Here is a 23,238-nt window from a genome sequence, read left to right on the forward strand (position 1 = left end):
CGGCGGCATCGATTTCAACGACGCGCAGATGGCGAAGTCCATCGGCATCGTCGCCCTCATCTTCATCATCTTCTCCGGCGGCTTCGACACAGACTGGAAGGAGACCCGGTCGGTCGCATGGCCCGGGATCATCCTGTCGACCGCAGGCGTCCTGCTGACCGCGGTCATCGCCGGGTGCTTCGCCGTCTATATCCTCGAATTCTCGCTCCTCGAGGGGATGCTCCTGGGCTCGATCGTCTCCTCGACCGACGCCGCCGCGGTCTTCAGCGTCCTGCGCTCCAAGCGCATCAGCATGAAGGCGCCCCTGAAGCCCCTGCTCGAATTCGAATCCGGCAGCAACGACCCGATGGCCGTGTTCCTGACCGTCGGCTTCATCAGCCTCCTGACGGTCAAGGATATGGGCATCGGAGAGCTGATCCCGAGGTTCCTGCTGGACATGAGCGTCGGGGCCATGACCGGCTATCTCATGGCGCGGTTCATCATCTTTTTCATCAACCGCCTGAAGCTTGAGCACGAGGGGCTCTATCCTGTCGTCATGATCTCGCTCGTCATGCTGACATACGGTATGGCCGTGACTTTTAAGGGCAACGGGTTCCTCGCGGTCTATATCGCCGGGCTGATGCTGGGGCAGGCGCAATTCCCGAACAAAAAGATGATCATGCGCTTTCACGACGGGATCGCATGGCTCATGCAGATCACGATGTTCGTGACCCTGGGCCTGCTCGTCTTCCCCTCCCGCCTCCTGCCCCTGGCCGGGGCCGGAGCGATGTTCACGGTGCTTCTGATGCTCGTCGCCCGACCCGTCAGCGTCCTGCTCTGCCTCCTGCCGTTCCGCATGGAGCTCAGGAAGAAGTCGATGGTCGCATGGGTGGGGCTCCGCGGCGCGGTCCCGATCATCCTGGCGACCTTCCCGTTCATGGCCGGGATCCCGCAGGCAGAGACCATCTTCAACGTGGTGTTTTTCGTCGTCATCGCATCGGTCTTCATCCAGGGAACCTCGATCCCCTTTGTCTCGAGGCTGCTCAAGCTGGACGAACCGCTGCCAAAAAGGCCCGACTACCCCATCGCGTTCGAAAAGACCGGGACGATCGACGCAGACCTGACGGACGTGATCGTCCCCTACGACTCCGCGAGCGTGGGCAAAAAGATCGGCGATCTCGGAGTCCCGGATAAATGCCTCATCGTGATGATAGCAAGGGGAGGCGCTTACGTCATCCCCTCGGGAGCAACGGAGATCGAGGGAGGCGACGTCCTCCTCGCGCTGGCAAGCCCCGAAGACCTCTCCGCGCTGCAGCGAATCCTGGGCAGGATGAAGGAAATGTACCTATGACGAGTCGGCTTAAAATCAAACTCTGCATGCGCACTTCTTTTTTCTTAATATTTCTTTCTGCTCCTGAGGGGAATTTAAAAAATATCTTTGTTCGCCCTCGCCCGTTGCAAGCTTCTGATTGAGTTTGCTCTTGTGATTATAACCTCGTCTTTGCATCTCCTCCGCCACTGTCTCATGCCTCAGATACAACGCCTTTAATTTTCCGCGCCACCTGTTCGTTTCAGGATGCCTTGAATATCCCTTTTTATTTTTTGTAATCACGCTCCATATCGCATGAATTTCCACATGCTCACCAAGCAGATGACTGGCGCACAACTTCTTCGGTGAAATATCCCAGACCCTCATTGAATATCATTTATCTCTTGATCGCATCAAAATCAAACTCTGAGCGCTGGACCCGTCGGCTCCGCAGGGGCTTTCAAATTTAATCCGGCAGCGACCCACTCTCCCCTGCCTGCCGGCAGGCAGGCACCAACACACAGCGGCAGTACCATAGGCGCTGAGGGGCTTGGCTGTTACAGAGGGGAGGGCCGCCGCCCTCCCCTCAGGCGCGGAGTGAATCCGCGCCCTTCACCCCTCCCGAAATTTTGCTGCGCAAAATTTGTAGTTAAGCCCCCAGCGCACCCATGACTGCTGCCCTGTGTCGGTGAAAGAAATGGTTTCTGACGGCATAAATTTGAAAGCCCCGCAGCTTCGCATAAATAGAGAAAGCCCCACGGGCAAACCCGCGGGGCTTTCAAATTTAATCCGGCAGCGACCCACTCTCCCACCAACACACAGCGGCAGTACCATAGGCGCTGAGGGGCTTAACTACCGAGTTCGGTATGGGATCGGGTGTGACCCCCTCGCTAAAGCCACCGGAAGGCTTGATGCACCTGCAATACAGACGCAGGGGCATGTTATTCAGTTTTCAAAACTACTATGATCGTAATTCGATATCGAATGAGGCCTCTTTAAGCTGTATCCCCTGGTCGTCACCGAAGTGACGACCAGAAAATTTTATGGCCAAGCCGAACGGCCGATTAGTACCGGTTAGCTTCACGCCTTGCAGCGCTTCCACACCCGGCCTATCAAACTCGTAGTCTTCGAGTGGCCTTCAGGGAGATCTTATCTCGGAGTTGGCTTCCCGCTTAGATGCTTTCAGCGGTTATCCGTTCCGCACATAGCTATCCGGCTGTGCCACTGGCGTGACAACCGGCGCACTAGAGGTGCGTCCATCCCGGTCCTCTCGTACTAAGGACAGCTCTCCTCAAATCTCCTGCGCCCACGGCGGATAGGGACCGAACTGTCTCACGACGTTCTGAACCCAGCTCACGTACCGCTTTAATTGGCGAACAGCCAAACCCTTGGGACCTACTCCAGCCCCAGGATGCGATGAGCCGACATCGAGGTGCCAAACCGCATCGTCGATGTGAACTCTTGGATGCGATCAGCCTGTTATCCCCGGCGTACCTTTTGTCCGATGAGCGACGGCCCTTCCATGCGGGACCGCCGGATCACTAGGACCTACTTTCGTACCTGCTCGACTTGTTTGTCTCGCAGTCAAGCTCCCTTCTGCCCTTACGCTCGACGGCTGGTTTCCAATCAGCCTGAGGGAACCATCGCGCGCCTCCGGTACATTTTAGGAGGCAACCGCCCCAGTCAAACTACCCACCAGACAGTGTCCTTCTCCCGGATAACGGGAGGAAGTTAGAACTCCAGAATAATCAGGGTGGTATTTCAAGGTTGGCTCCACCAAGGCTGGCGCCCCGGTTTCAAAGCCTCCCACCTATCCTACACAAATCAGCCCGAAGTTCACTGCCAAGTTGTAGTAAAGGTGCACAGGGTCTTTCCGTCCTGCCGCGGGTAGACAGCATCTGCGCTGTCAGTTCAATTTCGCTGAGCCCCTTGTTGAGACAGTGTGGCAATCGTTACGCCATTCGTGCGGGTCGGAACTTACCCGACAAGGAATTTCGCTACCTTAGGACCGTTATAGTTACGGCCGCCGTTTACCGGGGCTTCGGTTCAAAGCTTCGCATCCGAAGACGCTAACCTCTCTCCTTAACCTTCCGGCACCGGGCAGGCGTCAGACCCTATACGTCGTCTTCCGACTTTGCAGAGTCCTGTGTTTTTGATAAACAGTCGTCGCCACCTGCTTTCTGCGACCCCTGCGCGCTCCGCCGGCAAGCGGCTTCACGAACAGGGGCATGCCTTCTCCCGAAGTTACGGCATCAACTTGCAGAGTTCCTTAACAAGGGTTCTCTCAAGCGCCTTGGGCTCTTCGCCCCGCCTACGTGTGTCCGTTTACGGTACGGGCACCCTTGACATAGCGTCGAAGCTTTTCTTGGAAGCTGGAATCAGTGACTTTGCGGGCCTTACGGCCCTCGTCGTAACGCCTTAGAATTGACGACCGGATTTGCCTGGCCGCCTTCCTATACGCTTGAACCACCATCCAATAGGTGGATCACCTATCCCTCTCCGTCCCTCCTACGCATGACATGCCAAAGGTGGTGCAGGAATATTAACCTGCTGTCCATCGCCTATTCCCTTGGGCCTCGGCTTAGGACCCGACTAACCCTGGGCGGATTAACCTTCCCCAGGAAACCTTAGGCTTACGGCGAGCGTGTTTCTCGCACGCTTTATCGCTACTTATGTCCGCATAAGCTCTTCCGATGCCTCCAGCCGTCCTCGCGGTCGACCTTCGCAGGCGTACGGAATGCTCCCCTACCACTTAAAGGTTCCGAAGAACCTCCAAATTCGCAGCTTCGGCAGATAGCTTAAGCCCCGCTGAATTTTCGGCGCAGATTCACTTGACCAGTGAGCTGTTACGCTTTCTTTAAAGGATGGCTGCTTCTAAGCCAACCTCCTGGTTGTCTGTGCGCTTCCACATCCTTTCACACTTAGCTATCATTTGGGGGCCTTAGCTGGCGATCTGGGCTCTTTCCCTCTCGACCATGGACCTTAGCACCCACAGTCTGCCTCCCGGATAGTACTCGCCGGCATTCGGAGTTTGATTGGGTTTGGTAGTCTTGTAGGACCCCTAGCCCATTCAGTGCTCTACCTCCGGCGGTATTCGTCCGAGGCTATACCTCAATATATTTCGGGGAGAACCAGCTATCTCCAGGTTTGATTAGTCTTTCGCTCCTAGCCACAGTTCATCCGAAGACTTTTCAACGTCCACCGGTTCGGACCTCCACGCGGTATTACCCGCGCTTCATCCTGACCATGGCTAGATCACACTGGTTTCGGGTCTACTCCCGGCAACTAAACGCCCGTTTAGGACTCGCTTTCGCTGCGGCTCCACCTTATCGGCTTAACCTTGCTGACGAGAGTAACTCGCGGACTCATAATGCAAAAGGCACGTCGTCAGGCGTTCCATGCCGAAGCATGGCATAGCCCTCCGACTGCTTGTAGGCATGCGGTTTCAGGTACTATTTCACTCCCCACCAGGGGTGCTTTTCACCTTTCCCTCACGGTACTAGTTCGCTATCGGTCGTCTGGTAGTATTTAGCCTTGGATGATGGTCCACCCGGATTCCCACAGGGTTTCTCGTGCCCCGTGGTACTTGGGATACCGCTAGGGTGCCCTTCGATTTCGACTACACGGCTATCACGCTCTATGGCCGGCCTTTCCAGACCGTTCGCCTATCGTCGGACAATCCCATGTTACGGTCCCGCAACCCCGCAAAGACCGAAGTCCTCGCGGTTTAGGCTGTTCCCTGTTCGCTCGCCGCTACTGGGGGAATCTCTAGTTTGATTTCTGTTCCTGCAGGTACTTAGATGTTTCAGTTCCCTGCGTTCGCTCCGTGCGGTTATTTATTCACCGCACGATGCCTGCCGATTAAAGCAGGCGGGTTGCCCCATTCGGAAATCCTCGGATCAAAGCTTCCTTAGCAGCTCCCCGAGGCTTATCGCAGCTAGGCGCGTCCTTCATCGCCTCCAGACGCCAAGGCATCCACCACATGCCCTTTGTAGCTTGACCAAGCCCTTACGCGGATTTCTCCGCTATAATTGCATCGCTCAAGAGACCTCATTCGAAATTGAATCACGATCAATTTCGTTTTTATTTAGTTTTCAAAGAACCTGCCGCGATCCCGCAGCATCAAGTTGCCTGCCACTTCATGTTGGCAGGCAGCGTGCAGCGACGGGTGGAGCTGAAGGGATTCGAACCCTCGACTTCTAGCTTGCAAAGCTAGCGCTCTCCCAACTGAGCTACAGCCCCCTCAATAAAAAAGAACCTGCGAACCGGTTTCTTTCAACTTTTTCTTGGTGGGCCCGGGTAGAGTTGAACTACCGACCTCACGCTTATCAGGCGTGCGCTCTAGCCACCTGAGCTACGAGCCCAAAACTGCCGGGACCCACCAAAAAAAAGTTGTCAAAGACTCAAGTCCCACTCTCTCAAAACTGAACAGCGAACCGAACCCGCAGGTTGAACATTGACCGGGATGCCGCAGCCCGAAGGCCGCGGACTATCCTTAGAAAGGAGGTGATCCAGCCGCAGGTTCCCCTACGGCTACCTTGTTACGACTTCACCCCAATCATCGCTCATACCTTAGGGCGCTCCCTCCTTGCGGTTGGGTGACGCACTTCTGGTATAAACGACTTTCGTGGTGTGACGGGCGGTGTGTACAAGGCCCGGGAACGTATTCACCGCTGCATGCTGATCAGCGATTACTAGCGATTCCAGCTTCATGGTCCCGAGTTGCAGAGACCAATCCGAACTTGGACCGGCTTTTTGGGATTAGCTCCACCTTGCGGTTTGGCAACCCTCTGTACCGGCCATTGTAGTACGTGTGTAGCCCTGGGCATAAAGGCCATGAGGACTTGACGTCATCCCCACCTTCCTCCGGTTTAACACCGGCGGTCCCCTTAGAGTGCTCGGCCGAACCGTTAGCAACTAAGAGCAGGGGTTGCGCTCGTTGCGGGACTTAACCCAACATCTCACGACACGAGCTGACGACAGCCATGCAGCACCTGTCTTGGGGTTCCCCGAAGGGCACTCTCCTATCTCTAGGAGATTCCCCAGATGTCAAGCCCAGGTAAGGTTTTTCGCGTTGCGTCGAATTGAACCACATACTCCACCGCTTGTGCGGGCCCCCGTCAATTCCTTTGAGTTTCAACCTTGCGGCCGTACTTCCCAGGCGGCACACTTAATGCGTTAGCGGCGGCACCGGGGGGGTCAATACCCCCGACACCTAGTGTGCATCGTTTACGGCGTGGACTACCAGGGTATCTAATCCTGTTTGCTACCCACGCTTTCGCGTCTTAGCGTCAGTGTCCGTCCAGATCGGCGCCTTCGCCACCGGTGTTCTTCCTGATATCTACGAATTTCACCTCTACACCAGGAATTCCCCGATCCCCTCCGGAACTCAAGACTCGTGGTTTCGAGCGCACTTCCTGGGTTAAGCCCAGGGCTTTCACACCCGACTTCCGAGTCCGCCTACACGCGCTTTACGCCCAGTAATTCCGAACAACGCTTGCACCCTCCGTATTACCGCGGCTGCTGGCACGGAGTTAGCCGGTGCTTCCTTTGGAGGTACCGTCAAACCGCAGAGGTATTGTTCCCAGCGGTTATTCGTTCCTCCTGACAGAGCTTTACGACCCGAAGGCCTTCATCACTCACGCGGCGTTGCTGCGTCAGGCTTTCGCCCATTGCGCAATATTCCCCACTGCTGCCTCCCGTAGGAGTCTGGACCGTGTCTCAGTTCCAGTGTGGCTGATCATCCTCTCAGACCAGCTACCCGTTGCAGCCTTGGTGAGCCATTACCTCACCAACTAGCTGATGGGACGCAGGCCCAACCTTTGCCGATAGCTTTCGTGAAGAGGCCACCTTTCCTCCCCAAGTCGCAACCTGAGGAGCTTATGCGGAATTAGCCTCGGTTTCCCGGGGTTATTCCCCAGCAAAGGGCAGGTCACCTACGTATTACTCACCCGTGCGCCACTATACTAGGCCCCCGAAGGGACCATTCCCGTTCGACTTGCATGTGTTAGGCACGCCGCCAGCGTTCGTTCTGAGCCAGAATCAAACTCTCCAGTTATATCATTAGCCAGCGCCAGATAGGTTGTCCTGACGCCGTACTTATTAAATCGCATCGTATCCCAAAGGACCGATGAGCCCGTTCAATCCTGCGTGTTCTGCGTTCGCTATTCAGTTTTCAAAGAGCGGAGACAAAGTCACCGTTGCCCAATGTTCTGATCGGGAGCAGTAACATATTGATTTCATTGGCTTTTACAGCGGGCCGCCGTATGCGTCCCCAAAGCGTGGGGTCGCTTGTACAGAATGTAAGGCACCGTGTCAACAGCTCTTTTCAATGAATTCGGCATTTTTTGCCCTGCCTTGGACAAAATCTGCCTAGCTTTATTACGCCCTATTTTTCAAACAGATAAATGACCACAATTAACCCGCAACCTAAGTAAATCGGGCGATCGGGTCAGCCCTTTTTGAATTTCACCCTGGCGAATCTGCGTTTGCCGACCCTAAGCAGGCTCTCCCCATCAGTGGAGAGCGTGGCGTCGATGTCCTCCACCCTCTCGCCGTCCACCTCCACCGCCTTCTGCTTGATCATGCGGCGCGCATCCGACTTGCTGGAGACGAGCTTGGTCCCAAGCATCGCGTCGACAAGCGATATCTCCGCATCCATGGAATCGAGCAGGTGCTCATCGATCTCGTCGGGCGTGTCCTTCTTCGCAAAGACGCGCTCGAACTCGTCACGCGCGGCCACGGCCTCCTGCTCGGAGTGAAAGCGTTCCACGATCTCCGCAGCGAGGTTTTCCTTCGCGAGCTTGGGATGGAGCTTGCCCGTGAGGACCTCTTCCTTGAGCTTCTCGATCTCGTCGAGCGAAAGGTCCGAGAGCAGCTCGTAGTATGTCCACATCAAATCATCGGAGATGGACATCATCTTGCCGAAGATCTCTTTCGGAGGCTCGCTGATGCCGACGTAATTGCCGTACGTCTTGCTCATCTTCGCGACGCCGTCGGTGCCAATGAGCAGCGGCATGGTCAAAACCACCTGCGGCTCCTGGCCCACGTCGCGCTGCAGGTCGCGGCCCACGAGCAGGTTGAATATCTGGTCCGTGCCTCCCAGCTCCACGTCGGACTCAAGCGCCACGGAATCGTAACCCTGCAGCAACGGGTAGAGGAACTCGTGTATGCGGATCGGGCTGCCGCCCTTGAACCTGCTCTCGAAGTCGTCTCGCTCCAGCATGCGCGCCACCGTCTCCTTAGCGCTGAGGCGTATGAAGTCGGCTGCCGTAAATTTCCCCAGCCACTCCGAGTTGTAGCGAATCTCGGCCTTTTCCACGTCCAGTATCTTCCCGGCCTGCGCGACGTAGGTCTCCGCGTTCTTCTTTATTATATCCTCGCCGAGCTCTGGCCTGGTCTCGTTGCGGCCTGAGGGGTCGCCGATGCGCGCGGTGAAGTCGCCCATGAGAAATATCACGGTGTGCCCCAGGTCCTGGAACTGCTTGAGCTTCTGCATGACCACGGTGTGGCCGAGGTGCAGGTCCGGCGCAGTCGGGTCGAAGCCGGCCTTCACGCGGAGCGGCCTGCCCTTCTTGAGCTTGGCGACGAGCTCCTCCTCGTTCACGACCTCCACTGCGCCGCGCTTGATGATCTCGAGCTGTTTTTCGATTGGGATATTTTTCATGGCAACCTCTTCTGTATTCGCTTTATCGAGAGCGCCCTGCCGGTCTTCTCGTCCAGATCGAGGAGCACGCCCTCGAGGCGGACACCCTCCTCCGCGACCTTGAAGCCCTTCTTCTCGCCGGTGAGGAAGCGGTGGATCGCGACCTCTTTCGCAAGACCAATCACCGACGCGTGCGGCCCGGTCATGCCGATGTCGGAGATATACGCGGTGCCGCCCGGCAATATCTCCTCGTCCGCGGTCTGCACGTGCGTGTGGGTCCCCAGGAATGCGGACACCCTGCCGTCCAGGTACCACGCCAACGCGCGCTTTTCGCTGGTCGCCTCGGCGTGGAAGTCGATCACGATCAGATCGCACTTGCCGCGCATGGATGTGACAAGCGCGTCGGCGGAAAGGAATGGATTGACCGCTTTCTCCCCCTTGTCATCCATGAAGATCATGCCCTGCAGGCTCACCACGCCCACGCGCGCGCCGTTGCGCGCCGTGAATATCCCGTTGCCTTTGCCGGGCAAGTGCTCGCTCACGTTGTGGGGACGCAGGATCGGATGCGAATCAAAGTAAGGGTGGATCTCGTTGTGCTCCCAGATGTGGTTGCCCGCGGTCATCACGTCTATCGGGCTCTCGAACAGTTCGTCCGCGATCTTGGGGGTCAGCCCGCGCCCCCCGGCAGCGTTCTCCGCGTTGGCGATCACGAAATCGGCCCTATGTTCGCGGACGAGCCCCGGGAGCAGTTCGCGGATCGCCTCCCTGCCGGGCCGTCCGAATATGTCGCCGATCACCAGGATCTTCATCTTATTACTTCGCGTATTCAGTGGCGCGCGTCTCGCGGATGACCGTCACCTTGATCTGGCCGGGGTATGTCATCTCCGCCTCGATCTTCTTGGCGATGTCCTTGGAGAGCACGACCGCCTCCGCGTCGTTCACCTTGTCGTTCACGACCATGACGCGCACCTCGCGGCCGGCCTGGATCGCGTAGGACTTCTCGACCCCGGCGAACGACTTGGAGATGCGCTCCAGGTCCTCGAGCCTTTTCACGTACGCCTCCAACACCTCGCGCCTGACGCCCGGTCTCGCGCCCGAGAGCGCGTCCGCGCAATCGACCACCATATCAAGCGGGGTGTTCTGCTCGATGTCCTCGTGATGCGAACCGATCGCGTGCACCACCTCCGGGTCCTCGCGGTATTTCTTGGCGTACTCCATGCCGATGAGCGCGTGTGATCCCTCGACCTCGTGGGAGACCGCCTTGCCGATGTCGTGCAGGAGCCCCGCGCGGCGCGCCTTGACCTCGTCGAGACCGAGTTCCGCCGCCATCATGCCGGCGAGATAAGCCACCTCGCGCGTGTGGGCCAGCACGTTCTGCGCAAAGCTGAAGCGATATTTGAGCGAGCCCAGGAGCTTCACCAGCTCGGGGTGAACATTGGGGACGTTGAGTTCGAGGCAGAGCTGTTCGCCGGTTTCCTTGACAGAGGCCTCGACCTCCTTCGTCACCTTCTGCACCATCTCCTCGATGCGCGTGGGATGGATGCGGCCGTCGGCGATTAGATTCTCCAACGTGATGCGGGCTATCTCGCGGCGCACGGGGTTGAAACCCGAGAGGATCACCGCCTCTGGCGTGTCGTCTATCACGATGTCGATGCCGGTCGCGGCCTCGAGCGCGCGGATGTTGCGCCCCTCGCGGCCGATGATGCGGCCCTTCATGTCGTCGCTGGGTAGCTGGACGACCGAGATGGCGCGCTCGGCCGTGTAGTCGGATGCCATCCTTTCCATCGCAGTGGAGATGATGAACTTCGCCTTTTTCTGGGACTCCTCCTTGGCGCGCTCCTCGACCTCCTGTATCTCGCGCGCCGCGTCCTGCTTCGCCTCGTCGACCAGAGCCTCCTTAAGTTGCCTCTTTGCCTCATCGGTGGTGATGCCCGCGACCTGCTCGAGTTTGCGCTTCGTCTCGGTGACGAGATCCATGTAGCGCTTCTCGAGACCCTCGACGTGCTTCTTGCGGTCCACGATCGATTGCTCGGCCTTTACTACCTCCTCCTCCTTCTTCTCGACGAGTTCGAACTTCTTTTCGAGATTGTCCTCTTTCTGCTGAAGCCTCTTCTCCGTCAGGTTGAGCTCCCTCTGCTTCTCCTGGCTCTCCTTTTCGAAGGCCTCGCGCGCGCGCAGCTGCATATCCTTCGCAGTGAGCTCCGCCTCCTTCTTCATGGACCTCGCCTGCTGCTCCGCGTCGCGGAGCATGGACTGTGACTTCTGCTCCGCCTCCTCGACCCTCTTTTTTCCGATCTTCCTTCGAACGGCTGTGCCGACGGCAAAACCTGCTCCGATGGACACCGCCAGGAAAACTATCGCCTGCCATATTTCCAGCAACACGGTCACCTCCTATATTTTAAGGCGCGAATACTGCCCCGCGCTCGTTTCACCTGCCGCAGCGGATCACCCGCCGCTCCGTCACTATGAAATCGATCAGCCGCTCGAACGGACCCACGGGCAAGGTCGGCACGACCTGGAACTCGTAAGCGAGCGCGATCCTCTTGCCGGAGAAGGCCTTGAGGTTCGCATCGTAGAAGCCCTTTCCAAAGCCCATGCGCCTCCCCGAAAGATCGAACGCGACGCCGGGCACTATGAGGACGCCTAGCGTGTTGATATCGCGCAGCCTGCTCTGTTTGGCAGTGGGGGCGCGAAACCCGGTCTCGCCGGGCAGGAGCTCCTCGAGGTTTGTGACCCGAAAGTACGCGATCCCGCCGCGCTCCTCGTCCCTGGCCGGGAAATATATCTCCTTGCGATGGCGGTCCCCCTCGACGAACAGCCTCTCCGTGCGGGCCTCGTTGCCGAAGGCGGCGTAGAGCCCTATGCGGAGCACGGTGCGAAACTCCTCAGTGCCCATCACGCGATGCTCGATCTCCTCGGAGAGGCGTTTTACCTCCTCTTCGGACATCTCGTCGCGCGTCGCGAGTATGCGGTTGTAAAGACGAACCTTGCTCTCGGATGACATCGCACCACCTCACGCATGGGAGGGGACGGACCGAGCCGTGGACGGGTAAGGAAAACGAAGGTCGGGCAAGCGCTTTTGGCCTATAACGAAAGCCTCAGGCAGCGCTGCCGTCCGGCCGCCAGGAGTGCGGCGGACGATTTAGAAGATAGACAAACGGCGCCGGCGATCTTCCGCAGCGCCCTGGATTCTAAACCCTCTTTCGAGGTATTGGACCGACCCGTCTTATTCACCAGCCATGCTCCGCATCCGGCAATCAAGCCATGCCTGATCGCCCCTCAATCTCGAATGCCTATAATTCATCGAACCAAACAATTCAAGGGCGAGTTTTGCCAAAAAAATCCCCCCGCAATGGCCGTGTGGCGTCACCATTTTGAACCCGACTCAGTCAGGTGGGTGATCGTATTGCCGCTTCAGGCTTCCGCGCAATTTAGCGCGCGGCGTGCACACCGCGGCAAGGCACAATCCCCAAAAATGGCATCGACGGTTCTAAAATGATATAGACGCCAAAGCACGCACCCAGCAGGGGGAAATTCTATTCCCTTTTTTAAAGAGCAATTTACAGCTGTAAATCAACCAGTTCTATCATGTCCTTAATCTTTTTCTCCGCCTTTCCGATCCTGTCGTCGCGGTCTATCTTGAACTTGAAATACTCATCCGCGATGTTCATTGCCGCCAGAATCGCCACGTTCAAAGAGGCCACGGACTTGGTGCTCTGCATGACCTCGTTTATCTTCTGATCCACAAACCCTGCAATCCTGCGAACATAGTCATCGTTCGACTCGCTCTTGACCATGAACTTCTGGCCCATGATAGCTATCTCTGTCGTCTTCTTCACAGGGTCACCCTTTCTCTCGGCCACACATATAATGATAGTTGCAGGGGGCCAGCTGAGTCAAGCTAATCCAAGCCTGCAGCTGCCCATCTTTTCTTTTTAATTACAGCTGGTTGTCACTATATCCACGAAACTGGTTTGAGAATACATAAAGCAAAACTTTAGACAAGCTCAAAAAGTATCTCCCTATTGGGTATATCGACCTCGGAGACCTCGATATCCAACTTGTCGCCCACCTTGAAGGTCTTTTTCTTGCGTTTGCCGACGAACGCACAGGTGCGCTCGTCATAGGTGTAGGTATCGTCGCATAGTGTGCTCACGTGGATCAGCCCCTCGACAAAATAATCGATGAGCTCCACGAAAATTCCAAACTTGGCGATATGCGAGATTATGCCTGCGAAGCGCTGGCCCACCCTCTCTTGCATGAAGAGCGCCGCATAGAGTTTGGCCATCTCGCGTTCCGCCTCCATGGCAATGCGCTCCCGCTTTGAGCAGTGCAGAGCCATCTCATCGAGGCTGGCCTGCCACCTCTTCACCGCTTTCTGATCAAGACCGCCCCCCCTTCCGCCTTTGGCCTTGGGGCCCCCGGCCGTCTTCCTGTGCAATGTCTGCGCCAAAAGCCTGTGCACGACGAGATCGGGATAGCGCCGGATCGGGGAGGTGAAGTGACAGTAGCACTTCGAGGCGAGGCCGTAGTGGCCTATATTTTTCGGGCTGTAGACCGCCTGCGCCATGGAGCGGAGCAGCATGTGATTGACCATTCGCTCGAAAGGTTTTCCGCGCGCCCACGCCACGACCTTTGCGAGCCTTGCGGGCCCGACCCCGGGCCCTACCCTCTCGCCGAAGCCCAGGTTGTGCAGCATGACGGCGAACTCGCTCAGCTTGTCCGCGGGCGGCGCCTCGTGCGCGCGATACAGACAGCCGGCCTCCTGCTCCGTGAGAAACTCGGCCACGGCCTCGTTGGCCGCGATCATGAACTCCTCGATCATCATGTGGCCCACGTGGCGCTCGGAGCGCACGATGTCCTCGACGCCGCCCTGCATGTCGATCTGAATCTCGGGCTCCGGGAGATCGAAGTCGATGGAGCCGCGCGCGATCCTGCGCCGGCGCAGCTTCTCGAAACAGAGCTTCATCGTGCGGAGCTCGTTCGCGGCCCTCCCCAGTTTCGCTGTCGCGGCAGGATCGGCGTCCGCGAGCACCTGTTTCACCTGAGTATAGGTTAGACGCGCCATGCTCTTTATCACGCTCTTGAAAAAGCGGCTGCCCACGATCCGGCCGTCCTGGCCCACCGTCATCTCCGCAGTGAAGGTGAGCCTTGGCTCGTTTGGCCTCAGGCTGCACGCGAAGTTCGAGAGGGCCTCGGGCAACATCGGTATGCAGTCGCCGGGGAAATAAACCGACGTGCCCCGCTCGTAAGCCGCGCCGTCGAGCGCCGATCCCGGCTCCACGAAATGCGAGACGTCGGCGATGGAGACCAGGAGTGTGAATTCGCCTCCTGCAAGCCTTCTTACGGCGACCGCATCGTCGAAGTCCTTTGCGGTCTCGCCGTCGATGGTGACGAAGGGCACGTTGCTCAAGTCCTCGCGATATTCAAGCTCCGCCGTTGCATCGAACTTCGAGACCTCCTCCGCCTCGCGCTCGGCCGCGCGATCGAAGTCGCGCGTGAGTTGGTGGCGCACGATCACCGCATGCGTCTCGGTCTCTATCTCGCCGCGGCTGCCCAGCACCCGCTCCACCGCGCCTTCCATCGGATCCTCTCCGCGAGGATATTTTTCGATGATCACGATGACGTTGTCGCCGCTCTTAGCCTGACCCAGCCTGTCCGCACGAACGATCACGCGGTGATGGACCCTGCGATCGTCCGCTATCACCTCATAGGTGTTTTCACGGCGCTCGAGCCTGCCGACAAGCTTCTTCATGCGGCGCTCGACGACTTTGTTTATGCGACCCTCCGTGCTCTTTCCCCTACCCTTGATCGCCTTGGCTTCAACGAGGTCCGCATGCAATGCGTCGCCAATGAAGCGCGCGGGTATGAACAGATCATCTCCTCCATCGACCGGGATCACAAATCCGTAGCCGTCGCGATGGATCCTGAGCTCCCCAATGACGCCCTTGCCTGTGCCGGCCCGGGTTGCGGGCTGCTGCGTGCGTTTTTGCGCGCGTTCATGCCTGCCAGGCCGTCCCTGAGCCCTCTTCCGTCCCATCTTGCGTCCCCTTCGTCCCATGAATGCGAGAATAAGCCCAAACTCCAAGGAAAACAAGGAATGCTGAGAATGTTTGCGTTCTTGGACTTTCCTGATATAGAGTTACCACTGAACGCAGGGGGCGTAGATGGCGATCAGCAAGTCCAGAAAAAAGATTGTCAAAAAGGCAAAGAAGCCGGCAAAGAAAGCCAGGCCAAAGGCCCCTGCGAAAAAGGCCGCGAAGAAATCCGCAAAGAAGACTGCGAAGAAGATTGCGAAGAAATCCGCGGCAAAAAAATCCCCTCCCAAGAAAATCGCGAAGAAGAAGATAATGAAAAAGAAGGCCGCCGGCGCATTGAAACGTGCGGTCAGGCGGACGACGACCGAGATCCAGCCGGCGCTCCCTGAGGCAGTCCTTCTACATATAGATGACCTCGAGTCCATGGTGGCCCACGCCTCCCGCGAAGCGTCGGAACGAGTCTCCGCCGAGGCCAAGAAGTTCGAGATCGGCGTGCCGACCAACGGGCTCGCCGCCCCGCAGGGCGAATTGCCCTGGGAGTACGGCAAGGACAGGGCAGTGCTTCTGGTCGTGGACCCGACCTTCGTCTTCACCTACTGGGAAGTGACGAACGACTCCATCAAAAGGGCCACTGAAAGCCTGGGCAACGACGGCAAGCTCACCCTGCGCTTCTACGACGTGACGAGGACCCACTCGATCGAAGGGAGCAACTTCTGGGACGTCGAGGTCTTCGACAGGCTGGGCAACTGGTACCTGAGGCTCCTGGGCCCTGAACAGAAAATATGCCTCGAGGTGGGGCTCAAAAATTCGGCCGGCCATTTTTACGCGCTCGCGCGCTCCAGCGTCATGAGGCTGCCTCCGCAGGGGCTTGCGAAGCCGGGACCCATCAAGTGGATGGTGGTGACGCCTGCGGGCGACAAGCTCATCTCCGACGTCGAGGATTACACCGACGCCGATCTGGATCTCTTAAAGAGGATACTGGGGCCTTATTTCTACGACCTGCTGATGCGCGGGAAGCTCGCCACCATCACAGGCTCCAGCATCGAGGCGATCTTCTACGAAGTGGAGAACTTCATCGGCTTGCAGGCCGGCGCGGGCGAGTCGCCCGGAAGCTCTCCGTGGTCCATGGCGTGATGAACGCATCGGAAGACCAAAACACAGCGAGGATCGGTAAGTGACGAAAGGTTATCTCTCAATAGTGCTGCATGCCCACCTGCCCTACGTGCGCCATCCGGAGCACGAGGAATTTCTCGAAGAACAATGGTTCTTCGAGGGCATGACCGAGACCTACATCCCGCTGCTGGATATGTTCGAGAGCCTCTTCCTCGACGGCGTGGATTTCCGCATAACGATGTCGCTCACCCCGCCCCTCATCTCGATGATGACGGACGGACTCCTGCAGGACCGCTACTCCAGACACCTGGGCAAGCTGCTGGAGCTCGCGGACAAGGAGATGGGGCGCACGGCGCACGACTGGTCGTTCAGACCAGCGGCCGAGATGTACTACCACAAGCTCCATCGGTGCCGTTACATATTCGAGCAGCGCTGGGGGCGAAACCTGGTCGCCGGCTTCAAGCACTTTCAGGACATGGGCAAGGTGGAGATCGTCACCTGCGGCGCGACCCACGGCTTTCTGCCGATGCTCAGGGTCTCGCACGACGCCGTGCGCGCCCAGATTGCGGTGGCCTGTGACCTGCACGAGAGGCACCTCGGCCGAAGGCCGCACGGCATCTGGCTGCCCGAGTGCGGATACTACCCAGGGCTCGACGAGATACTCTGGAACAACGGCATCCGCTTCTTCTTCGTGGACTCGCACGGCATCCTGCACGCGGATTCGAGGCCCAAGTACGGAGTGTACGCCCCGGTCTTCTGCCCGTCGGGCACGGCGGCGTTCAGCCGCGACTTCGAGTCGTCGAAGCAGGTCTGGAGCGCGAAGGAAGGATACCCCGGCGACTTCCGCTACCGCGATTTCTACCGCGACATCGGCTTCGACCTGGACTTCAACTACGTCCGACCCTACATCCATCGCGACGGCATAAGGATCATGACCGGTTTCAAATACTACCGGATCACCGGGGCCACGAACCACAAGGAGCCCTACAACCCGCACGCAGCCAGGGAGGCGGCGGCGGAACACGCCGGCAACTTCGTGTTCAACCGCCAGCGCCAGAGCGAGTATCTGCACGGGCTCATGGGCAAGCCGCCGATCATCGTCGCGCCCTACGACGCGGAGCTCTTCGGACACTGGTGGTACGAGGGCATCGATTGGCTCAACTTCGTCATGCGCAAGACCGCGTGCGACCAGAAGGACGTGAAGCTCGCGACTCCGTGGGAGTACCTCTGCTGGCACCCCAAGAACCAGATGGCCACACCCTCCGAGTCGAGCTGGGGCAACAAGGGATATGCCGAGGTATGGTGCAACGGGACCAACGACTGGGTCTATCGCCACCTGCACGAGGCCGCGTTCCGCATGTCCGAGTACGCGAAGCTCTATACGAATCCAGACGACAATCTCAGGCGCGCGCTCAACCAGATGGCGCGGGAGCTCCTGCTCGCGCAGAGTTCGGACTGGGCGTTCATCATGAACAGCGGCACCATGGTGGAATACGCGGTCAAGCGCACCAAGGACCACATCTGGCGCTTCAACAAGCTCTACGAGGAGATCAAACATCTGCAGCTGGACATGAACTTCGTGGCCGAGCTCGAATGGAAGGACAACATATTCCCCGAGATCGACTACAGGGTCTACGCATAGCAGGATCTATTTCCCATGTCACAGCAGGACCTATTCTCCGGGGTTTCTGAAACCGGGCACATCGTCCAAGGCAAGTACCGCCTCGAGCGCTTGCTCTCCGAGGGTGGCGGAGGCGTGGTCTGGGAGGCCTTCGATCCCGCCGGCCTCCGGATCGCCCTCAAGTTCCTCAAATGGAATCCCACCAAGACCCGAGAGGCGGTGGCGGACAGGTTCAAGAACGAGTTTGCGATACTGAAATCGCTCTCCCATCCGAACATCGGACAGATATTCGACTTCGGGCTCGATCCGGAGCCGGGCTCCTATTTCTTCACGAGCGAGCTGCTCACTGCGGGCGACCTCACGAAGCTTATGGTCGCGCCCGTGCCGCTGCTCGAGGAGCTCCTGCTCCAGGCCCTGCGCGCCCTGGAGTATCTGCGCGGGCACAAGCTGCTGCACCTGGACATCAAACCGCACAACCTGCTCTTGCGCGAGACCGGAGAAAACCCGGTGCTCGCCCTGATCGACTTCGGGCTCGCGACCTTCCGGCCGCCCGACAGACCCGGAGGCACCCCCAACTACATGGCGCCGGAGCTGATCGCCATGAGGCTGGAGGACGTGCGCAGCGCCTCCTATCCGCCGCCCGACCACCGCAGCGACCTCTACTCGCTCGGCGTGACCTTCTACCACTGCCTGACCGGCCGCGCCCCGTTCAACGTCGTAGGTCCGGACGGCAGGAAGGACTCGATGGCTACGCTCCATAAGCACTTCGATTTCACGCCGCCTCCGCCCTCGGCGCTTCGGCCGGAAATACCGGCCTACCTCGACCGCATCATAATGAAGCTCATGGCGCACCATCCGGACGACAGATACGCCTCCGCGCTCGTAGCCGCTCAGGCGCTGCAATACAGCTCGCCCACGCAGCGCGACCCTGAGTGCATGCAAACTCTGCTCGCGTACCTGCCCAAAGAGGGCAAGCTCGTCGGCCGGCACGAGGAGTGCGCCATCGTCGAGCAGAGCATAAAGGCGATCGCGGAGGGCACAAGACACGCGGCGCCGATCGTCGTCATCGCAGGCTCGCGCGGCGCCGGCCGCACGAGGATGATAGAGTTCGCAAAGCCGCTGGCTCAGCAGATGGAGATGGACGTGACTCACGTCGCGGAGGACCAGGACCTTTCGCCCACGATCATCGAATCCGTGGAGTCCGCGGGCGGCGGATCAGCGCCTGTCCGCGCCCTGCTGGTGGACGACATCGACCGTTTCATCATCGAGGACAACGGCGAACCCTCGGACGACGCCAGGGCGCAGGCGATCAAAGGGCTGGTGCGCAGGCTCAGGCTCCAGCAGAAGCTGCCGGACTCCTCATCCCCGCGGATCATCCTCCTCGCCACCGTCAACGCCGAGCGCCTGGGGCCGGCGCAGGCCTTCGAGATCCTCAACATCGACCACGCGCTCTGCCACTCCGTGGAGCTCACCAATTTTACGAAGGAGGACATCGCCGAGTACCTCGAAACCCTGATGGGGGAGCGCCCCGACTCATCGGTCGTGGAGCAGCTCGCCGGCTGCACCGGCGGCAATCCCCTCTTCCTCACCGAGCACCTCGAACAGATGATCTCGCAGGGCAGGCTCTTCTCGCTCGCAGGCAGGCCGGACGCGACGACGCTCAAGACGATCGGAATAGACTTCTCGAAAGCGACGCCGTCGCGCTCGCTCGCCGAATCGGTGCTCGAAAAACAGAGGATGCTGAACGAGGACGCGAAGGAGGCCGCGCTGGCCATAGCGTGCTGGCAGAGGCCGGTGTCAGTGGAGGAGTTGAGCGCCACATGCGAGCGGCGCCGGGTGGACAAGGCGCTGCTCATGCTCATGGAGGCCGGGCTCGCCCACAACCGGCGACACGACGGACGCATCGAGTTCTCGAACGAGATGGCAGGGAGGGTGATACGCGAGGCCGCGGCGGAATCGGAGCGACAGGCGTGTCACGACAGGATCGCCGGAAACCTCATCGCCAAGTTCATAGGCGCAAGGCGCAAGGGCCGCCTTGAGATCGATCTCCACGTCGCGTACGGAAGCAATTCGCCGGAGCGCATCCCCGCGCTCAAGAGGCTCATCGAAGCGGCCCTTGAATCCGATCAACCCCTGGAGGCCGCCGAGCACCTGGGTCTTCTGCTCCAGTTGCTGCCGCAGAGCGACGCAGCCGGCCGCGCTGCAGCGCTGGCGCAGCTCGGCACGGCTTACGAGCTTGCGCACAGGATCTCCGACGCCAGATCGGCGCTTAGCGCAATAAAGAACCTCAAGGCGCCTTCCCCGCTGATGGAGAAGCTCAGGGTCGAGGCTGCGGAGAGGTTGGGCCTTCTGGCCATGCGACGGCGCGACCTCAGGGAGGCCAGGCGCTTTTTCTCGGAGGCGCTGTCGTTCCTGGCGGGAGACGGCGCCGCGGCGAAGATCAGGATCGAAAACTACGTGGCGAGCGTCGACCTCCGCGAGGGCAACATCGAGAAGGCGATCGAGCGCTTCGAGCGCAGCGCATCCGTGGCCGAGAAGATCCTCTCGGCCGAGCAGAGACGCAAGATCGCGAACAACGAGCTGGGCGAAGCGCTCCTCGCTCTGGGAAGACCCGCCGACGCAGTGGAGATATTGAGAAAGGAGCTCGCGCTGGCCGAAGAGAGCTCCGACGCGCAGAAGACCGCCTCCAGGCATTATCTCCTGGGCAACGCGCTGAGGCACGATGAGCTTGGAAAGCTGGACGAAGCGCGCGGGCACTACGAGAAAGGGCTCAAGATCGCGCGCAAACACCGCCTCGTGGAAGCGCAGGTCAGGCTTCTCAACGGGCTGGGCAACCTCATGCTCAAGATCGGAAAACCCAAGGAGGCGCTGGCGCACTATCAGGAGGGGCTCAAACTCGCGCAGCAGATCGAGGGCGAGACCACGGGCGTGGAGATCATGATCGGCATGGGGCTGGCCGCGCAGCAGATGGCCACACCCGACAACACGATCGAGTACTTCGAGGCCGCGCTGGACTTCTCAGGCGCGCCGAAGAGTTCAGCCGCCGGCTTGATCAGGCGCTTTCGGCCCACGATTTACATCTCGCTCGGGGACGCATACTTCCAGAAACACGATTTCGCGCACGCGGAGAGCTATCTGAAGAAGGCGCTGGCCATGGACAAGAAGCAGAGGCTCACGCCCGACATCCGCTACAGCCTCTACGGCACGTTCGCGGAGCTGGCGCTGGAGCGGGGGGACCGGGAGTCCGCGATACGCTACATGCCCACCATCGAGGCGATCGCCAAGTCTTTCCCGCCCGCGAAGAAACATTTCAGCCAGCTCAAGAAACGCATCGGAAGTTGACCTGAAGAAAACTATCTCGCCGTAAATTCGATCTTGCCGCCCTTGACCTCTGCCCTGATCGTCTGCCCGTCCTTGAAGCGGCCCTCGAGCAGCGCCGTGGAGAGCGGATCCACAATGTATTTCTGTATGGCGCGCTTGAGCGGCCTTGCGCCGAAGACCGGGTCCCAGCCGTGCTCCACGAGCATCTCCTTCACCGGGTCGGAGATCGTGAGGGTGAGGTTGCGCCCCATGAGCAGCGAATCGAGCCTGCGCAGCTGGATGTCCACGATCGAGGCGATCTCGGCCTTCTTGAGCGGATGGAAGATGATGAGATCGTCCACGCGGTTTATGAACTCGGGCCTGAAGTGCTCCTTCATCGCGGCGAGCACGCGCTCGGTCATCTTCTCCTCGTCTTCACCCACGTCTGTGAGGTACTGGCTGCCGATGTTCGAGGTCATGATGAGCACGCAGTTGGTGAAGTTGACCGTGCGGCCCTGACCGTCGGTGAGCCTGCCGTCGTCGAGGATTTGAAGCAGTATGTTGAATACGTCCTGGTGCGCCTTCTCTATCTCGTCGAAGAGGATGACCGCGTACGGCCTGCGGCGCACCGCTTCGGTAAGATACCCGCCCTCTTCATAGCCCACATATCCCGGCGGCGCGCCGATGAGCCTCGCCACCGAGTGCTTCTCCATGAACTCGCTCATGTCGATGCGCACCATCGCGCGCTCGTCGTCGAACAGAAACTCCGCAAGCGCGCGCGCTGTCTCGGTCTTGCCAACGCCGGTCGGCCCCATGAAGATGAAGGAGCCGATCGGACGGTTCGGGTCCTGCAGCCCCGCCCGCGAGCGGCGGACCGCGGCCGCAACCTTCTCCAGCGCCTCGTCCTGTCCCACCACGCGCTGGCGCAGGCGCTCCTCCATGTGCAGGAGTTTGTCCACTTCGCCCTCGAACATCTTGGAGACCGGCACGCCGGTCCACTTGGAGACGATCTGCGCGATATCCTCCGCGGAGACGTCCTCGGTCAGCATCTTCCTGTCGACCTGCACGGAGTTAAGCTCCGCCTGTTTCTCCTCCAGGAGCTTGGCCAGCGCGGGCATGGTGCCGTACTTTAGCTCGGCCGCGCGCTCCAGCTCCCCTCCGCGCTCCGCCAGCTCCTGCGCGGTCTTGGCCTGCTCGAACTTTTCCTTCGTCTCGCGTATGGCGGCGATCGCCGCGCGCTCGCGCTGCCAGTGCGCCTTGAGCGCGCTGGATTGCTCGCGCAGGTCCGCGACCTCCTTCTCCAGCGCCTTGAGCCTCTCCTTCGCGTCCTTCGCGGTCTCCTTCTTTAGCGCGGTGCACTCGATCTGCTTGCCCATGATCTCGCGCTCGATGGCGTCGACCTCCACGGGCATGGAGTCGATCTCGATGCGGAGCTTGCTGGCTGCCTCGTCCACGAGGTCGATCGCCTTGTCCGGGAGGAAGCGATCGGCGATGTAGCGTTTGGAGAGCTGGGCCGCCGCGATGAGGGCGGAGTCCTGAATGCGCACGCCGTGGTGCACCTCGTAGCGCTCCTTCAAACCGCGAAGGATAGAGATGGTGTCCTCGACCGAGGGCTCGCCCACGTACACCTGCTGGAAGCGGCGTTCGAACGCCGCGTCCTTTTCCACGTGTTTTCTGTACTCGTTGAGCGTGGTCGCGCCTATGGTGCGCAGCTCGCCGCGCGCGAGCATGGGTTTCAGCATGTTGGAGGCGTCTATCGCGCCCTCTGCCCCGCCCGCGCCCATGAGCGTGTGCATCTCGTCGATGAAGAGCACGATCTCGCCCCCTGAGCCCGCCACCTCCTTGAGCACGGCTTTGAGCCTGTCCTCGAACTCTCCGCGATATTTTGCGCCCGCGATGAGCGACGCGAGGTCGAGCTGCAAAAGCCTCTTGTCTTTCAGCGCATCAGGTATGTCGCCTGTGACGATGCGCTGCGCAAGCCCCTCTACGATCGCGGTCTTGCCGACTCCGGGTTCGCCGATGAGCACGGGGTTGTTCTTGGTGCGGCGCGCAAGCACGTGGATCACGCGGCGGATCTCGTCATCGCGGCCGATCACGGGATCGAGCTTCCCCTGGCGCGCAGCCTCGGTCAGATCGCGGCTGTACTTCTTCAGCGCCTGGTACTTGCCCTCGGGGTCCTGGTCCGTGACCCTGTGTTCGCCGCGGATATCGCGCAGCACGGCCATGATCACCT

13 protein-coding genes, 2 tRNA genes, 3 rRNA genes and 1 other RNA gene are annotated in these 23,238 nt (G+C 59.5%); 5 read left to right on the forward strand and 14 right to left on the reverse strand.

Features of this window, described 5'->3' with window-relative positions:
• On the forward strand, nucleotides 1–1,330 hold a 1,330-nt coding region (locus WC683_12810), incomplete at its 5' end, for a potassium/proton antiporter (protein ID MFA4973492.1).
• A gap of 15 nt (nucleotides 1,331–1,345) precedes the next feature.
• Here the strand turns inward: WC683_12810 and WC683_12815 are convergent.
• The 13 genes from WC683_12815 to rnr all read right to left on the reverse strand — a co-directional run bounded on the left by WC683_12815 (nucleotide 1,346) and on the right by rnr (nucleotide 14,973).
• Nucleotides 1,346–1,675: a pyrimidine dimer DNA glycosylase/endonuclease V gene (locus WC683_12815; protein MFA4973493.1), complete on the reverse strand. Its 330-nt coding sequence runs from the start codon at nucleotides 1,673–1,675 to the stop codon at nucleotides 1,346–1,348.
• A 400-nt stretch (nucleotides 1,676–2,075) separates the two neighbouring features.
• Nucleotides 2,076–2,192 (reverse strand): 5S ribosomal RNA (gene rrf / locus WC683_12820).
• 139 nt (nucleotides 2,193–2,331) lie between these two features.
• Nucleotides 2,332–5,290, reverse strand: a 23S ribosomal RNA gene (locus tag WC683_12825).
• Nucleotides 5,291–5,457: 167 nt separating this feature from the next.
• Nucleotides 5,458–5,530: transfer RNA gene (locus WC683_12830), tRNA-Ala, on the reverse strand.
• Between the two features lie 45 nt (nucleotides 5,531–5,575).
• Nucleotides 5,576–5,652 (reverse strand) — tRNA-Ile (locus tag WC683_12835).
• Nucleotides 5,653–5,787: 135 nt separating this feature from the next.
• A 16S ribosomal RNA gene (locus tag WC683_12840) occupies nucleotides 5,788–7,346 on the reverse strand.
• Together the 16S, 23S and 5S rRNA genes with 2 tRNA genes alongside form the textbook arrangement of a ribosomal RNA operon.
• Nucleotides 7,347–7,739: 393 nt before the next feature.
• Nucleotides 7,740–8,954 carry a tyrosine--tRNA ligase gene (gene tyrS, locus WC683_12845; protein ID MFA4973494.1) on the reverse strand — a complete coding sequence of 405 codons (1,215 nt, stop codon included), beginning with the start codon at nucleotides 8,952–8,954 and terminating at the stop codon, nucleotides 7,740–7,742.
• Entirely contained in the window at nucleotides 8,951–9,742 is a 792-nt protein-coding gene (locus WC683_12850) for a TIGR00282 family metallophosphoesterase (GenBank protein ID MFA4973495.1), read from the reverse strand. Before WC683_12850 ends, tyrS begins: the two co-directional genes overlap by 4 nt.
• Before the next feature lie 4 nt (nucleotides 9,743–9,746).
• Nucleotides 9,747–11,309 (reverse strand): ribonuclease Y, encoded by a 1,563-nt coding sequence (gene rny / locus WC683_12855; protein MFA4973496.1) that lies wholly within the window; start codon nucleotides 11,307–11,309, stop codon nucleotides 9,747–9,749.
• A 52-nt stretch (nucleotides 11,310–11,361) separates the two neighbouring features.
• Nucleotides 11,362–11,937: a 5-formyltetrahydrofolate cyclo-ligase gene (locus tag WC683_12860; protein MFA4973497.1), complete on the reverse strand. Its 576-nt coding sequence runs from the start codon at nucleotides 11,935–11,937 to the stop codon at nucleotides 11,362–11,364.
• A gap of 336 nt (nucleotides 11,938–12,273) precedes the next feature.
• Nucleotides 12,274–12,466, reverse strand: a non-coding RNA gene (gene ssrS / locus WC683_12865) — 6S RNA.
• 27 nt (nucleotides 12,467–12,493) lie between these two features.
• Nucleotides 12,494–12,796, reverse strand: coding sequence for a cell division protein ZapA (locus WC683_12870; GenBank protein ID MFA4973498.1), 303 nt, complete (start codon nucleotides 12,794–12,796; stop codon nucleotides 12,494–12,496).
• Nucleotides 12,797–12,930: 134 nt separating this feature from the next.
• A complete protein-coding gene (gene rnr / locus WC683_12875) occupies nucleotides 12,931–14,973 on the reverse strand; it encodes a ribonuclease R (protein ID MFA4973499.1) in 2,043 nt (680 codons plus the stop codon).
• A gap of 60 nt (nucleotides 14,974–15,033) precedes the next feature.
• Between rnr and WC683_12880 the strand changes: the two genes are divergently transcribed.
• From WC683_12880 to WC683_12895, 4 genes are read left to right on the forward strand one after another with little or no spacing between them, the layout of a single operon-like run.
• Nucleotides 15,034–15,360: a hypothetical protein gene (locus WC683_12880; GenBank protein MFA4973500.1), complete on the forward strand. Its 327-nt coding sequence runs from the start codon at nucleotides 15,034–15,036 to the stop codon at nucleotides 15,358–15,360.
• Complete coding sequence (locus tag WC683_12885) at nucleotides 15,284–16,105, forward strand: DUF4912 domain-containing protein (protein ID MFA4973501.1); 822 nt, start codon at nucleotides 15,284–15,286, stop codon at nucleotides 16,103–16,105. Before WC683_12880 ends, WC683_12885 begins: the two co-directional genes overlap by 77 nt.
• A gap of 40 nt (nucleotides 16,106–16,145) precedes the next feature.
• Entirely contained in the window at nucleotides 16,146–17,726 is a 1,581-nt protein-coding gene (locus WC683_12890; protein ID MFA4973502.1) for a 1,4-alpha-glucan branching protein domain-containing protein, read from the forward strand.
• 15 nt (nucleotides 17,727–17,741) lie between these two features.
• Nucleotides 17,742–21,047 carry a serine/threonine-protein kinase gene (locus WC683_12895; GenBank protein ID MFA4973503.1) on the forward strand — a complete coding sequence of 1,102 codons (3,306 nt, stop codon included), beginning with the start codon at nucleotides 17,742–17,744 and terminating at the stop codon, nucleotides 21,045–21,047.
• Between the two features lie 11 nt (nucleotides 21,048–21,058).
• Here the strand turns inward: WC683_12895 and clpB are convergent.
• Nucleotides 21,059–23,238 (reverse strand): ATP-dependent chaperone ClpB (gene clpB, locus WC683_12900; protein ID MFA4973504.1); only part of this gene is annotated, 2,180 nt, incomplete at its 5' end.

Source organism: bacterium (assembly GCA_041648665.1).
Lineage (GTDB): Bacteria > UBA10199 > UBA10199 > 2-02-FULL-44-16 > JAAZCA01 > JAFGMW01.